The organism is Devosia sp. SL43 (genome assembly GCF_021729885.1).
GTDB lineage: Bacteria > Pseudomonadota > Alphaproteobacteria > Rhizobiales > Devosiaceae > Devosia.
In genome coordinates, this window is the sequence record NZ_CP063401.1 from 2,811,773 (window position 1) to 2,825,029 (window position 13,257).

A 13,257-nucleotide genomic window follows, 5' to 3' on the forward strand; every position below is an offset into this window, starting at 1 on the left:
GCTGTCAGCCGAGCGGTGTCGGTTCGGGCGGCAAGCCATGCGGCGTCTCTACCTTACGATTGCCCAGGGCGAAACTCGATGCCCACAGGCCTGCCAGCAACAGCGGCAGGCAGATCAGGTAGGAATTGCGGATGCCCAGATACTCGGCGACGAAGCCGAGCAAGGGCGGCGCGAGGAAGAACACCACGAAGCTCACCTGGCCCAGCGCCGCCACGTTGACGGCCGCCGGACGGTCGGTGCGCTGCGCCGCTGCCGATACCGCCAGCGGATAGACTGCCGAACAGCCGATGCCCATCAGGGCAAATCCGGCCAGCGCAATCTCGGGCATGGGCGCGTAACCCACCATCAGCACACCGACACTGGCGAGACTCAGCAAGACCATGGCGACATTGCGCGGCCCGAAACGGGCGACGACCGGGTCGGCGGTCAGGCGCATCGCGGCCATGAAACCGGCGAACAGCGTCAGCCCCATGCCGCCGACAAACGGCTGCACCGCAAACACGTCGCGCATGTAGATGGCCGACCAGTCGATGCCGGCCCCTTCCACGAGAAAGGCCGCAAAACCGATGATGCAGAGCGGCACCAGCCCCAGATGCGGGAAGGCAATGCGATGGGTGTTCTCGCCGTGAGTGCGCTGCGGCGCAGGTGCGGGCTTGATACCCGCTATCATGTAGCCGCCGACCACGACGACGATCAGAGCCATCAGCCCCAGATGCGCCTCAACCGAAAGGCCGGACTGGCGGATCGCGGCGCCGAGCAGGGCAGTGACGAAGAAGCCAACGCTCCAGAAGCCGTGTGCGCGGTTCATGAACCGCTTGCCGGTCTGCATTTCGAGGCGGTCGATCTCGACATTGAGATTGATTTCGAGTGCGCCGGACAGGAGGCCAGTGACGAACAGCAGGCCAAACACGGCCGGGGCGGCGCCCATCCACGGGATCAGGGCGAAGAGGATCGCCGGGCCGAGCACGGTGAAGAAGGCAGTAGTCCGCACCCCGAGCCTCTCGATCACGGCGGCGCCGAAGGTCAGCGAGATCAGCGAGCCGATCGCCATGCCGATCATGGTGAGACCAAGCTGGCTTTCGGTGACGCCAAGCTGGGTCTGCACATCGGGCAGCCGCGACATCAGCGCGCCGGTCGTTAGGGCGAACAGGAAGAAACAGGCATAGAGCCGGTGCTGCGGGGCGATGAAACTCATTCGGCGGCAACCGGCTTGGCGCTATGCCGGGGCGAAAGCACATGGGCGGTGAACAAGCCGAGCAACACCAGCGGGAATCCAACACCGAAGGCCCAGCGGATGCCGAAATGCTCGGCGACATAACCCAGCAGCGGCGGTCCGAGCAGGAAGGCCGTGAACGAGAACTGCGCCAGTGCCGCCACGTTGATGGCAGCGGGCCGATCGGTCTGCTGCGCGGCCGCCGACATGGCCAGCGGGAACAGCGCACTCGAGCCGATGCCGATCAGCGCGAAGCCGAGATAGGCGGCAAAGGCCACGGGCGCGAAGAAAACCAGCACCACGCCGATGCCGAGTACGGTCAACAGCACCCGCGCCACCAGCACCGGGCTGTAGCGCTCCACGAACCCATCGGCGAAGAAGCGCGCGAAAGCCTGCGATCCGGCGACAAGAGCCACGGCAAAGCCGGCCCAGAACGGCTCGACCGCAAAGATGTCGCGCATATAGATGGCCGACCAGTCAATGCCGGCGCCTTCCATCAGCATGGCGGACAGGCACACACCCACCAGCAGCATGACGGCCATTGTCGGCTTGGCCAGGCGTGGCGTTTCTTCCGTGCTTGAGCCAGACCGATGCGGCGCCGCCTCGAAACGGCCAAGGATCAGGACGGTCAGAAGCAATGTCACGGGGATCATCAGCATCAGATGCCATTGTGGCGCCAGACCGGTCTGCGCGATGAAGGCGCCGACCATGCCGGCCGAGAAGAAGCCCAGACTCCAGAAGGCATGGGCGCGACTCATGATGCGCCGGCCGATGGCATGTTCGACCCGGTCCGCCTCGATATTGATGATGATCTCGATGGCGCCAATGGTGAGACCGACCGGCAGCAGCAGCAGGAACAGCGTCAGCGGGCTCTGCGCCCACATGGCCAGCGCATAGAGCACCGACAGCACGGGGATGGCGGTCAGCAGCACCCGGCGATAGCCGAAGGCTTCGATGAAGCGTCCGGCAAAGGTCAGCGAGATCAGCGTGCCCAGCGCCGAGCCGATCAGCGCCAGGCCCAACTGGCCCTCGGCCACGCCAAGCGCCCGCTGGATATCCGGCAGTCGTGGAAACATGCTGCCCATCGTGAATGAATATACAAAAAACGCCCCGAAGACCTTGATCTGGGGTGGCAGGTCGATGCCGAATTTCATGGCTGAAAAGACTCGTGAAGGCGAATGGCGAGCAAACTATGCGAAAACGCACGCCCGGGAAAGCAGGGTCGGAAAACGTTTTACATTCGCAATTGCAACGTTGCAAAGATGTGACGGAAAGTCGCTAGGCTGCGTGGCGCCGGCCAAGGGAGGCTAGCTCGTCGCGGTTACAGAAACGCCGACTCGGCTGGCTGCATGTAGAGGTCGTCGCGCACCACATTGACCCCGGTCAGCAGGTTGCGGACGATTTCGAGGCGGCGGAACTGGCCGCCGAGGCGGCTCTCGCCGGGGCGCCTGGGTCCGGTGACGCGGTCGCGCCGGTCGGGGCCGAAATAGCCTGATGTTTCGTAGTAGGTCAGGTTGGTGCCGATCTGCCGGCTTATCCGCTCCAGCACCCGGCTCCGGGTGAACGGCATGGTAATGACGTCGTCAAAGCCCATATTGATGCACCGGGTGATGGTGTCGAGTGACGGGCTTTCGGAGAAATACATCAGCGGCGAAAAGCGCACGCGGCGGCTGGGACAGAAGCGGATCGCCTCGGCAACACTACGCAAGGTGCCAACATCGGGCACCGCGGCGAAGAGGAAGAAGCAAACGGGTGTCTGGTTGACCTGCTGCTCGGCCTGCATGACGCCGGCATAAGGTTGCACGACGGCAAAGTCGAGCCGCTGCGCCATCTCCATCAATCCAGCGCCGGGCCCGTCCAAAGGCCCAACAATATAGGCGGCGGCCTTCATTGCCCTGCCATCCCCTTGCATTCCCACCGCGCATGCTAAGGGCACAATGCTAAGACGGGGCTAACGCCGCCGCCAGAAGGAGCAATACTTACCCACCTATGGGTTGGGTCGTTCACCACGGAACAGTGGCGCGTGTTGGCGCATCAGCGCCGCGATACGCTCGGCTACGGTGTGAACTGCCGGCTCGTGCCGTTCTTCGTGGTGGCTCACCAGCCATTGGTCGGTCTCGAGTTCGGCTATGGGCGGGGCCACGCGAACCAGCCGCTCGTCGCTATCGCCGACAAAGCAGGGCAGGACAGACAGGCCCGCGCCATTGGCCACCAGCTCGCGCACGCTGACCGCGTCATTGCCGCGCACCGCGATGCGATCGCCATGCCGTGCCTCGATCCAGCGCGCCGAATGGGTCTGGCCGCCATCGCCGGCAATGCCGACGAAATAGCCGGCCTTGATACCGTTGATCAGTTCGCGACCCGAATAGATCGCATAGGCCACCTTGCCGATCAGCCGGCCCGCCAGCCACTGCTCGGTCTGCCGCTGGTTGCGGATGCCGAGATCGGCATTGCGGCGGCCGATATCGACCTTCTGCATGGCGGTGACAAATTCGAGGCCGAAGCGGTCCTCGACGGTCCACACTTCGCCGATATTACCGGCGACGAACATCGAGGTCCATGACCCGGCGGACAGACGAACCACCCGCTCACCGATCGCGCCCTCCTTCCAGCGCTTGAGCGACAGCATGGCCGCTTCCACATCCTCGGCGCGGGCCAGCAGGTCTTCGCCGGCTTGGGTCAGGCGGTAGCCGGTCTGGCTGCGGTGGAATAGCGGCTCACCCAGCTGCCTTTCGAGCGCCGCGATGCGCCGACCCAGCGTGGCCGCACTCAGCCGTGTCGTCTCGGTCGCCGCACTGAGCCCACCGAGCCGGGCGACGTCTAGGAAGAGCCTCAGGTCGTCCCAGCTGAAGTCCATTTTTCATTTCTGCAAAGAACGTTGCGATGACGGTTGTAGCGCACGCGCCAACTTTTGCGCAATTGTTGTCTGGCCAGCGCAACGAACGCGCCGGATCGCAAGCCAGTACCGACAAGTCTGAAAAACCGAATCCGTTCGGAGACGGTCCTGCTTTGCCTGTTTTTGGAGACTGAGAATGTTCGAACCCCTGACCCGCAAATTCATCGATTGGCGCCAGCGCCGTATCGCCATTCGCCAGCTGCATAAGCTCGACGATCGCCTGCTCGCCGATCTCGGCACCAAGCGTGACGACATTGCCAGCTTTGTCGCAAGCACTGAATGCTAGGAGCCCAGCCATGGTCTTTTCAAAATTGCGACCGCTCGGCCGGTCCGGAATTGCCGCCAGTGCCGTCGGGCTCGGCTGCTGGGCCATTGGCGGCCATTTCATTCTCGATGGGCGTCCCGATGGCTGGGGCGATGTCGACGATGCCCAGTCCATCCGCGCCATCGAACTGGCCCTCGATCTGGGCGGCACCCTGTTCGATACCGCCGATGCCTATGGCACCGGCCATAGCGAGACTGTGCTCGGCACCGCCCTCAAGCGGCGGCGCGCCGATGCGGTGATCGCCACCAAGTTCGGCTTTACCTATGACGCAGCGGCGCGGGCACTGCTCGCCACCGATGTCAGCCCATCCTATGTTGACTGGGCCTGCACCCAGTCGCTGCAACGGCTGGGCACCGACTATATCGATCTCTACCAGATCCATGTCGGCGACCTGCCGGACGATGCCGCCGACGCAGCCGGCGAGGCACTGGAGCGGCTGGTCGATCAGGGCCGCATCCGCGCCTGGGGTTGGAGCACCGACGACGCCGCCAAGGCTGCGCGAATGCTGAAATTCCCGCATTTCAGCGCCGTGCAGCAGGAGCTCAGCGTCTTCAGGGACGGCCCCGAGATGCTCGAACTTTGCGCTGCCGAAAACCTCGCCAGCCTCAATCGATCGCCTCTGGCAATGGGCATGCTGACCGGCAAGTTTTCCAACGCCTCGCAGCTTCCTGGCAGCGATGTCCGGGCGGCCGGCCATTCCTGGGTGCGCTTCTTCAAGGACGGCAAGCCGCTGCCCGAGCTCGTGGCACGAGTGGAGGCCATTCGCGAGGTGCTGACGACGGGTAGCCGCACGCCGGCCCAGGGCGCACTCGGCTGGATTCTGGCCCGCTCGCCGCACACAATGCCCATTCCCGGGTTCAAGTCCGAGGCGCAGGTTCGCGACAATCTAGGCGCGCTCGACTTCGGTCCGCTCGCGCCAGACACCATGGCCGAGATCGATCGGCTGCTGGCGGGCTTCGACCCACTTTGACAACGAAAAAGGGCCGCCCCGCGGGACGGCCCCTTGATCAGGCTTGGCTCGATTACAGCGAGCTGATGCAGACCGATGTGGTGCCGCGATTGCGGAAACCCAGCTTGGTCGCTGCGGCCTTGCTGAGGTCGATGATGCGGCTGCCATGGAAGGGCCCGCGATCGTTGATGGTGACTTCGACCTGTTCGCCGGTGCGCTGGTCGGTGACCATGACCTTGGTGCCGAAAGGAAGGGAACGATGCGCCGCCGTCATGGCGTTTTCGTTAAAGATCTCACCTGATGCTGCCCGCTTGCCATTGAAGCCAGGACCATACCAGGAAGCGCCGCCGCATTGGGCATAGGCTGCAGTGGAAAGCGAGAGGAGAGCTGCAGCAAGTGCGGCGACGGAAACGGCTTTTCTGATCAAACTTCTGAACTCACATAGTTAAAGGTGAGTTGCTGGATAATGGACCCTCCCGGCCACAATGTGCCCGTGTTGGACACAACTGCCCCAGGACGTACGGGTGTTGCACGGTTGCCGCAGTATCGGTGGCTGTATTTTCGCCCGATGCATGAATAACCAGCCGAATCTGGAGGATATGAATCCGCGATTTGCCGCATCGAGAGTACCGAGACGCCTGGTTTTGGCAAAAGACGGGATTCATCTTGCTCGATGTGGCCGTGCTGCCACAGTTCCCGCCGAATTGGCCCAAAACGACGCTTTCGCGTGGGTTCCCCAAACAATTTCGGCGCGGCGGGGGCCGCGGCAATCCAATTGTGGCGCGATTGCGGCAGCTTTTACGGCGCCGGAATCATGCTAGGCACATTGCCGTTCACAGGGGGACATCGTGACAGCAACCGCCACGCTCATGCTGCTGGGCCGCATCATCTTCGGCCTGTTTTTCGTCATTGCCGCATTCCGCAATACGGTCGGCTTTCGCGATCGCATTCCATCGGCAACCAACTACGGCTGGAACATGCCGCCCGTCCTCGTCGGCGCGGGGTTCGCCATGCAATGGATTGGTGGGTTGTCACTTGTCCTGGGCCTGTTCACCGTCGTCGGCGCCCTGGTGCTGATCGTCTTCCTGGCGATCGCCACCGCCTGCTACCACAACCCGTTCCTGTTTCAGGGTAAAGCACGCGATCCGCACCTGTACCTTACGCTGGTCAACATCACCCTGGCTGGCGGTCTGCTGCTAGTGATAGCGGACACGCTCTAATTCACTGGCGACGCTAACACTTTGCCAATCACTGCTGGTGCAGACTGCCTGAGCTTAGGACGCAGGCATGATATTGCAATCTCTGACACGTCGCGGCGCCCCGCTTGCACGGGAGCGGCGCGGCGAACATCGTGGTATCAAGACCATCGGTCGCCTGGTGCTGCTGTGCGCCGTCGGCTTGGTCGTGTCCGCATTTCTGCTTGTCATGACGGCCCTGCAGGTCGTGCAGAGTCTGGATCGGGCCGACCTGGCCACCGAACGGCAGCGCGCCGCCAATGCGGTCGATATCATGACCGCGACGGGCGGCCCTCTGACACACGACCAGGTTATTATCCTTGGTCGCATCGCCGGATTGGACGACGCCCACCTGTCCTACGAGCTGACCAGCACGCCGCGCGTCGAGCAGATCCCGTTGCTGGCCGGCCAGGGGCCATCGGGCAGCTATCTGACCTGGACACGCTCGGGCATGGCCGAACAGGTCTTTCTGCAATACGCGCCCATCCGGTTGCCCATTATCGGCGGCATGCTGCTGCTGGTGCTGGGTGTCATGTTCAAGCTGCGCCAGGTGGTAGCCGACATCGAACGCCAACGCCGGCAGGCCTTCCAGCAGTCGCGCAGCGACGTCATGACCGGTCTTGCCAACAGGTTGGCCTTCGAAACGGCCCTGGCCGACCTGGTGGCCGACAAGACGCGATTCGCCATCCTTCTGTTCGACCTCGATCGCTTCAAGGAAATCAACGATCTCCATGGTCATGCGGCGGGCGACGGCGTGCTGCGCGCCATCGGCACACGGCTGTCACGCTTGCTGGAGGACGGGGACCTGTTGGCCCGATTGGGCGGAGATGAGTTCGTTGTGCTGAGCACTGGCCATTCTGACCGGGCAGCGCTGGCGGCCCTGGCCCAGCGGTGCATCGCTACGATCGAGCAGCCCATCCAATTGGAGAAGCAGGCGGTCCGCGTTGGCGTCAGCCTCGGCATCGTCCCGGCGGATGCCCTGGACCTGCCGCCAGACACCCTGATGGGCGCCGCCGATGCTGCACTCTATCGTGCCAAATCCAGTCCAGGCAGCAGCTTCCGCTTTGCCGGTGACGAGCCGGCTCCGCAAATGATCCACCAACAACTTCTGGCATCGGCCTGAGTGCTATTCAATAATGTATGGCGAGCCTGGAATTTCGGGTGAAAGCCAATCACAAGCGTTTTGGTATAGGCTTCTTTCAACAGCGAAAGGAACCACGATGACCGAACAGCCTGCTTCTTCGACGACCGAACCAGTAACCGGCAACGCCGTGCTTCTGCAGCGACTGGAAGGAGGCGCCATCGCTGTGCTGGGCCTTGTCGCGTATACCTGGCTGGGCCAGTCCTGGTGGGTATTCGCGCTGCTGCTTCTGCTGCCCGACCTATCCATGCTGGGCTATCTGCGTGGCGGGACAACGGGCATGCTCACCTACAACTTGGTCCATACCTATGTCGCGCCAGCCCTGTTGGCCTTGTTGGGTCTCGTCGTCGGTCCGATCGCTTTCGGCCTGGCCGCCATCTGGACCGTCCATATCGGGCTCGATCGTCTGCTCGGCTATGGCCTCAAGCATGCAGATGGCTTCGAGCACACTCATCTCGGTCTCATCGGCAAGGCACGCCGCGGACGATAAGCCGTGGCCGGCCTTCAGGCTTTGACGACCCGATAGTCCATATGCGTGGTGAAGCGTGTGGCTCGCGCACCGATAGGCTCAAGCGTCGCCGTCAGCCCGTCCCACAGTCGCTCACCCTTGCCCGCTATCATCGGCGCAATGTGCAGATGCAGCGTCTCGATCACGCCGGCATTGAGATAATGCCGCGTGGTGCTCACCCCACCGGCAATGGCCACGTCGCGTTCACCGGCTGCCTCTCGGGCGCGTGCCAGCGCCGCATCGGGCCCATCGGTCACGAAGTGAAACACCGTGCCGCCCTCCATCTCGATTGCGGGCCGGGCATAGTGGGTCAGCACGAAGACCGGCGCATGATAGGGCGGGTTGGGCCCCCACCAACCGGTCCATTCCTGCTCCCAGACATCGGGGCCGGGCGCGGCGAACATGTTTCGGCCCATGATGAAGGCGCCATAGTTGGTGATGGCGTCGATCTCGGCTCGGTTGTTCTCGGCATCCTCGAACATGAAGCGACCTAGCTGCCGCGGGTCGATGGTTCCGAACGGGCGGTCCCGTGATTGGTTGATCCCGGTGCCGAATCCGTCGAGCGACAGCATCATGTGGGCGCGAACCTGCTGGCTCATCGAAGGCTCCATAACTTAATTTCTAGCTTAAGCATTAAGTCGGTCAATATCGTTCGTCAAGCTGTGCCTTAAGTGTTCTTAAGGCTTCGGTCGTGGCGTTAGCCCGAACAGGAAAAGCTGTTCAAGATAGCGCGCCGCATCCTCGAAGCGCCCCTCGCCACCGCGGCCCGGCCCCAGCACGGCACGCACCTGCACGTCGAAATCGGCATAGTGCTGGGTCGTCGCCCAGATCGAGAAAATCAGGTGGTACGGGTCGGTGCGGGCCAGCTTGCCCTGGTCCATCCACGCGGTGAGTACCTTTGCCTTCTCGTCGACCAGGTTCTTGAGGTCGATCTCGATCATCTCGATAATGCGGGGCGCGCCCTGCAACATCTCGTTGGCGAAGAGCCGGCTTTCGCGCGGAAAGTCGCGCGCCATTTCGAGTTTGCGGCGGATATAGGAGCGGATTTCCGGGAACGGATCGCCATCGGCGTCCATGCTTTGCAGCGGTGCCAGCCAGGTTTCGAGCAAGGCGGCCATCAGCCGACGATGGATCTCTTCCTTGCGCGGGAAATAGTAGAGCAGGTTGGGTTTGCTCATCCCGGCCACCTCGGCGATCTGGTCGATCGTCGCGCCACGGAAGCCATGCAGCGAGAACACCTCAAGCGCGGCTTCCAGGATCACATCCTGCTTTTCGCGTTGGATGCGGGTCAGCGGCCGGGGCTTGGTGTGAGGATGCGCCGCGGCCTTTGCGTCAGCCTTGTGCTGGCGCTTGGCAGCGGCGGTCGGCTCGGCACTTTTCACCTTGGTCGGAGCCATTTCGGACGGACACCACAGTTGGCGGATACGACATTTATCCAGATGGTCAAAATTCGGGGATTTATCGCGCCAGTCAAGCGACTTGCTGGCCTAGAAGGTTGGCGGCGTGCAGGCCGACACCAGAACCAGCTCCCCAGCGCCGGTATTCTTGAACCAATGCGGCTTGCGGCTGTCGAAGAAATAGGCGTCGCCGGCGCGCAATTGATAGCGACGGCCCGCCACTTCGAGCAGCATCTCGCCCTTGATGATCAGCCCCGCTTCCTCACCGAGATGGGTGAGCATGGCCTGCCCGGATTCGGCCCCGGGCTGATAGCGCTCATGGATCATCTGCAGTGAGCGGCCAACCAGGTTCGAGCCGACTTGGCGATAGGACACCGCGCCGGCCCCGATTTCAGTCAGTTCGGCAGCGCGATAGACCACCTGCTCCTCATCGGGCTCATCGTCGGCAAAGAACTCTGCCAACCCGATCGGGATGCCGGACAGGATCTGCCGCAGGCCCGAAACGGACGGATTGGTTCGGCCAGCCTCGATCATCGAAATGGTCGCGTTGGACACACCGGCGCGGGTGGCGAGGGAGCGTTGCGAAAGGCCATGCTTGAGACGCAGCGCACGGAGGCGTACACCTATCTCGACGTCAAAGTTTTCTGCGTTCATGTGTTCAGAATAAAGAACACTCTTAACGTTGGCAAGCAATTGACCGCCAGTTCTGTCCCGTCCTACGTTCAGCAAACTGAGCGCATTAGCGCTTCAAGCCATAAGGTCTGATTGCCATGGACGCCGTCTCCCGCCCCAACGATCTGAGCGCCTTCTGGATGCCGTTCACGGCAAATCGGCAGTTCAAGAAGTCCCCGCGCATGTTCGTGGCCGCCAAGGATATGCACTACACCACATCAGATGGTCGCCAGGTGCTTGATGGCACGGCTGGCCTGTGGTGCTGCAATGCCGGCCACGCCCGCCCCAAGATCGTGGAGGCGATCGCCAAGCAGGCCGCAGAGCTCGACTATGCACCCGCCTTCCAGATGGGCCACCCCAAGGCTTTCGAGCTGGCCAACCGCATCGTCGATATCGCCCCTGAAGGCATGAACCACGTGCTGTTCACCAATTCCGGTTCGGAATCGGTCGAAACCGCCCTCAAGGTGGCGCTGGCCTATCATCGCGTGAAGGGCGACGGCGCCCGCTCCCGCCTGATCGGCCGAGAACGCGGCTATCACGGCGTCAATTTCGGCGGCATTTCGGTCGGCGGCATCGTCACCAACCGCAAGATGTTCGGCAGCCTGCTCGGCGGCGTCGATCACATGCCGCATACCCATAACCTGGCCAAGAACGCCTTCTCCAAGGGCCTGCCCGAGTATGGCGTGGAGCTGGCTGATGAACTCGAACGCATCGTCACCCTGCACGATGCGTCGACCATCGCCGCCGTCATCGTCGAACCCGTCGCTGGCTCCACTGGCGTGTTGATCCCGCCCGCCGGCTACCTCAAGCGGCTACGCGAGATCACCAAAAAGCATGGCATCCTGCTGATCTTCGACGAAGTCATCACCGGCTTCGGGCGCCTGGGCACCCCCTTCGGCGCTGACTATTTCGGCGTAACGCCAGATATTATGGTCACCGCCAAGGGCCTGACCAATGGCGTGATCCCCATGGGCGCGGTGCTCGTTTCGTCCGAAATCCACGACGCCTTCATGGGCGGCCCCGAACACGTCATCGAGTTCTTCCACGGCTATACCTATTCGGGAAACCCGATCGCCTCGGCGGCGGGTCTCGCCACGCTCGAGACCTACAAGGAAGAGGGACTGCTGACCCGCGGTGCCGCGCTTGCTCCCGTCTGGCAGGATGCGCTGCATTCGCTCAAGGGCGAGCCGCATGTCATCGATATCAGGAATATCGGCCTTGTCGGCGCTATCGAGCTCGAACCCATTGCCGGCTCGCCCACCAAGCGCGCCTTCTCAGCCTTCCTCAAATGCTTCGAAGACGGCTACCTGATCCGCACCACTGGCGATATCATCGCCATGTCCCCGCCGCTGATCGTCTCGGAAGCCCAGATCGGCGAACTGATCGACGGCGTGCGCAGCGCCCTGCGGAGTATCGAATAAATGAACGTCATCGAGAACGCCGTTGCCGGCAAACGCTATGTCTCATCAGGCCGTCGCGTCCCGGTGTTCAATCCCGCCACGGGCGAAGTCTCCGCTGAGCTACCGCTATCGACGCTTTCTGAGCTGAACGACGCCGTCGCCTCCGCCAAGAAGGCACAGGTTGCCTGGGGCAATACCCCGCCGATGAAGCGCGCCCGCGTCATGTTCAAGTTCAAGGCTTTGCTCGATCAGCATGCCGACGACCTGGCCCGCGAAATCTCGCGTGAACATGGCAAGGTGCATGACGACGCGTTGGGCGAAGTCGCCCGCGGCATCGACTGCGTCGATTTCGCCTGCGGCATTCCGCAACTGCTCAAGGGCGAATTTTCGCGCAACGTGGGCCCCAGCATCGACAGCTACTCCGATCGCCAGCCGCTCGGTGTTGTCGCCGGCATCACCCCGTTCAACTTCCCGGCCATGGTGCCGATGTGGATGTATCCGGCGGCCATCGCCTGCGGCAACGCCTTCATCCTCAAGCCCTCCGAACGCGATCCTAGCGCCTCGATGCTGGCCTGGAACCTGTTCATGGAAGCCGGCCTGCCCGAGGGCATCCTCAATGTCGTCCATGGCGACAAGGAAATGGTCGATGGCATCCTCGACCATCCCGATATCAAGGCCGTCTCCTTCGTCGGCTCGACGCCGATTGCCGAATATGTTTACCAGCGCGGCACCAAGGCCGGTAAGCGGGTGCAGGCCCTGGGCGGCGCCAAGAACCACATGGTCATCCTGCCCGATGCCGATCTCGACCAGGTCGCCGATGCCCTGATGGGCGCAGGCTACGGCTCGGCCGGCGAACGCTGCATGGCCATCTCGGTCGCCGTACCCGTCGGCAAGGAAACCGGCGATGCGCTGGTGGCCAAGCTCAAGCCGCGCGTCGAGAGCCTCAAGATCGGCCCCGCCACCGACAAGGACGCCGAAATGGGTCCCGTCGTCACCAAGATGCATCGCGACAAGATCGTCGGCTACATCGACTCGGGTGTGGAGCAGGGCGCCGACCTCGTCGTCGATGGCCGGGGCTTTACGCTCCAGGGCTATGAAGGCGGCTACTATGTCGGCGGCACGCTGTTCGACCACGTGACGCCTGACATGACCATCTACAAGGAAGAAATCTTCGGCCCGGTCCTGTCTGTGGTGCGCGCCGACGACTACGCCGCGGCGGTCAAGCTCATCAACGACCACGAATATGGCAACGGCACCGCCATCTTCACCCGCGACGGCGACGCCGCCCGCGAATTTGCCGACAAGATCGAAGTGGGTATGGTCGGCATCAACGTGCCGATCCCGGTGCCGGTCGCCTACCACTCCTTCGGCGGCTGGAAGCGGAGCCTGTTCGGCGATCACTCCATCTACGGCCCCGAGGGCGTCCATTTCTACACCCGCCTCAAGACCGTCACCACCCGCTGGCCCGCCGGCATCAAGGGCGGCGCCGAATTCTCGTTCCCGAGCGTCAAATAGGATCTG

The 13,257-nt window shown here is 62.8% G+C and carries 15 protein-coding genes; 7 read left to right on the forward strand and 8 right to left on the reverse strand.

Going from position 1 to position 13,257, the window contains the following annotated elements; genetic code table 11:
- Nucleotides 1-4 precede the first annotated feature (4 nt).
- The 4 genes from IM737_RS13840 to IM737_RS13855 form a co-directional block, all read right to left on the reverse strand.
- Nucleotides 5-1,195, reverse strand: a complete 1,191-nt coding sequence (locus IM737_RS13840) for an MFS transporter (protein ID WP_236894553.1) — start codon at nucleotides 1,193-1,195, stop codon at nucleotides 5-7.
- The gene (locus IM737_RS13845) at nucleotides 1,192-2,367 is read right to left on the reverse strand and encodes an MFS transporter (RefSeq protein WP_236894561.1); all 1,176 of its coding nucleotides are present in this window, start codon (nucleotides 2,365-2,367) and stop codon (nucleotides 1,192-1,194) included. Before IM737_RS13845 ends, IM737_RS13840 begins: the two co-directional genes overlap by 4 nt.
- 167 nt (nucleotides 2,368-2,534) lie before the next feature.
- Nucleotides 2,535-3,044 carry a hypothetical protein gene (locus tag IM737_RS13850; RefSeq protein WP_236894563.1) on the reverse strand — a complete coding sequence of 170 codons (510 nt, stop codon included), beginning with the start codon at nucleotides 3,042-3,044 and terminating at the stop codon, nucleotides 2,535-2,537.
- Between the two features lie 156 nt (nucleotides 3,045-3,200).
- Nucleotides 3,201-4,070, reverse strand: a complete 870-nt coding sequence (locus IM737_RS13855) for a LysR family transcriptional regulator (protein WP_236894565.1) — start codon at nucleotides 4,068-4,070, stop codon at nucleotides 3,201-3,203.
- 175 nt (nucleotides 4,071-4,245) lie between these two features.
- Here IM737_RS13855 and IM737_RS13860 point away from each other — a divergent pair, with 175 nt between their 5' ends.
- Both IM737_RS13860 and IM737_RS13865 read left to right on the forward strand, forming a co-directional pair.
- Complete coding sequence (locus IM737_RS13860; protein ID WP_236894567.1) at nucleotides 4,246-4,395, forward strand: DUF1127 domain-containing protein; 150 nt, start codon at nucleotides 4,246-4,248, stop codon at nucleotides 4,393-4,395.
- A gap of 10 nt (nucleotides 4,396-4,405) precedes the next feature.
- On the forward strand, nucleotides 4,406-5,404 hold the full coding sequence (locus tag IM737_RS13865) for an aldo/keto reductase (RefSeq protein WP_236894569.1): 999 nt from the start codon (nucleotides 4,406-4,408) through the stop codon (nucleotides 5,402-5,404).
- 52 nt (nucleotides 5,405-5,456) lie between these two features.
- Here IM737_RS13865 and IM737_RS13870 read toward each other — a convergent pair whose 3' ends face one another.
- On the reverse strand, nucleotides 5,457-5,810 hold the full coding sequence (locus tag IM737_RS13870) for a septal ring lytic transglycosylase RlpA family protein (protein WP_236894571.1): 354 nt from the start codon (nucleotides 5,808-5,810) through the stop codon (nucleotides 5,457-5,459).
- A 421-nt stretch (nucleotides 5,811-6,231) separates the two neighbouring features.
- On the opposite strand from IM737_RS13870, the gene IM737_RS13875 reads away from it, so the two are divergent.
- The 3 genes from IM737_RS13875 (at nucleotide 6,232) to IM737_RS13885 (ending at nucleotide 8,249) form a co-directional block, all read left to right on the forward strand.
- Nucleotides 6,232-6,603 (forward strand): DoxX family protein, encoded by a 372-nt coding sequence (locus IM737_RS13875; protein WP_236894573.1) that lies wholly within the window; start codon nucleotides 6,232-6,234, stop codon nucleotides 6,601-6,603.
- 67 nt (nucleotides 6,604-6,670) lie between these two features.
- Entirely contained in the window at nucleotides 6,671-7,741 is a 1,071-nt protein-coding gene (locus IM737_RS13880) for a GGDEF domain-containing protein (RefSeq protein WP_236894576.1), read from the forward strand.
- Nucleotides 7,742-7,838: 97 nt separating this feature from the next.
- Complete coding sequence (locus IM737_RS13885; RefSeq protein ID WP_236894578.1) at nucleotides 7,839-8,249, forward strand: DUF4260 family protein; 411 nt, start codon at nucleotides 7,839-7,841, stop codon at nucleotides 8,247-8,249.
- Between the two features lie 14 nt (nucleotides 8,250-8,263).
- Here the strand turns inward: IM737_RS13885 and IM737_RS13890 are convergent, their stop codons facing one another.
- The 3 genes from IM737_RS13890 to IM737_RS13900 form a co-directional block, all read right to left on the reverse strand.
- Nucleotides 8,264-8,866, reverse strand: a complete 603-nt coding sequence (locus IM737_RS13890; RefSeq protein WP_236894580.1) for a dihydrofolate reductase family protein — start codon at nucleotides 8,864-8,866, stop codon at nucleotides 8,264-8,266.
- A gap of 78 nt (nucleotides 8,867-8,944) precedes the next feature.
- Nucleotides 8,945-9,664 (reverse strand): TetR family transcriptional regulator C-terminal domain-containing protein, encoded by a 720-nt coding sequence (locus IM737_RS13895; RefSeq protein ID WP_236894582.1) that lies wholly within the window; start codon nucleotides 9,662-9,664, stop codon nucleotides 8,945-8,947.
- Between the two features lie 90 nt (nucleotides 9,665-9,754).
- Nucleotides 9,755-10,318: a cupin domain-containing protein gene (locus IM737_RS13900; RefSeq protein ID WP_236894591.1), complete on the reverse strand. Its 564-nt coding sequence runs from the start codon at nucleotides 10,316-10,318 to the stop codon at nucleotides 9,755-9,757.
- Between the two features lie 116 nt (nucleotides 10,319-10,434).
- Between IM737_RS13900 and IM737_RS13905 the strand changes: the two genes are divergently transcribed.
- Together IM737_RS13905 and IM737_RS13910 are read left to right on the forward strand one after the other, a co-directional pair.
- Nucleotides 10,435-11,757 (forward strand): aspartate aminotransferase family protein, encoded by a 1,323-nt coding sequence (locus tag IM737_RS13905; RefSeq protein ID WP_236894593.1) that lies wholly within the window; start codon nucleotides 10,435-10,437, stop codon nucleotides 11,755-11,757.
- Nucleotides 11,758-13,251, forward strand: a complete 1,494-nt coding sequence (locus tag IM737_RS13910; protein WP_236894595.1) for a CoA-acylating methylmalonate-semialdehyde dehydrogenase — start codon at nucleotides 11,758-11,760, stop codon at nucleotides 13,249-13,251.
- The last annotated feature ends 6 nt before the right edge of the window (nucleotides 13,252-13,257 follow it).

Coding starts and splice junctions, on each gene's coding strand:
- IM737_RS13840 (WP_236894553.1), bottom strand. CDS start 1,195: ATGAGTTTCATCGCCCCGCAGCACCGGCTCTATGCCTGTTTCTTCCTG.
- IM737_RS13845 (WP_236894561.1), bottom strand. CDS start 2,367: ATGAAATTCGGCATCGACCTGCCACCCCAGATCAAGGTCTTCGGGGCG.
- IM737_RS13850 (WP_236894563.1), bottom strand. CDS start 3,044: ATGGCGCAGCGGCTCGACTTTGCCGTCGTGCAACCTTATGCCGGCGTC.
- IM737_RS13855 (WP_236894565.1), bottom strand. CDS start 4,070: ATGGACTTCAGCTGGGACGACCTGAGGCTCTTCCTAGACGTCGCCCGG.
- IM737_RS13860 (WP_236894567.1), top strand. CDS start 4,246: ATGTTCGAACCCCTGACCCGCAAATTCATCGATTGGCGCCAGCGCCGT.
- IM737_RS13865 (WP_236894569.1), top strand. CDS start 4,406: ATGGTCTTTTCAAAATTGCGACCGCTCGGCCGGTCCGGAATTGCCGCC.
- IM737_RS13880 (WP_236894576.1), top strand. CDS start 6,671: ATGATATTGCAATCTCTGACACGTCGCGGCGCCCCGCTTGCACGGGAG.
- IM737_RS13885 (WP_236894578.1), top strand. CDS start 7,839: ATGACCGAACAGCCTGCTTCTTCGACGACCGAACCAGTAACCGGCAAC.
- IM737_RS13890 (WP_236894580.1), bottom strand. CDS start 8,866: ATGAGCCAGCAGGTTCGCGCCCACATGATGCTGTCGCTCGACGGATTC.
- IM737_RS13895 (WP_236894582.1), bottom strand. CDS start 9,664: ATGGCTCCGACCAAGGTGAAAAGTGCCGAGCCGACCGCCGCTGCCAAG.
- IM737_RS13900 (WP_236894591.1), bottom strand. CDS start 10,318: ATGAACGCAGAAAACTTTGACGTCGAGATAGGTGTACGCCTCCGTGCG.
- IM737_RS13905 (WP_236894593.1), top strand. CDS start 10,435: ATGGACGCCGTCTCCCGCCCCAACGATCTGAGCGCCTTCTGGATGCCG.
- IM737_RS13910 (WP_236894595.1), top strand. CDS start 11,758: ATGAACGTCATCGAGAACGCCGTTGCCGGCAAACGCTATGTCTCATCA.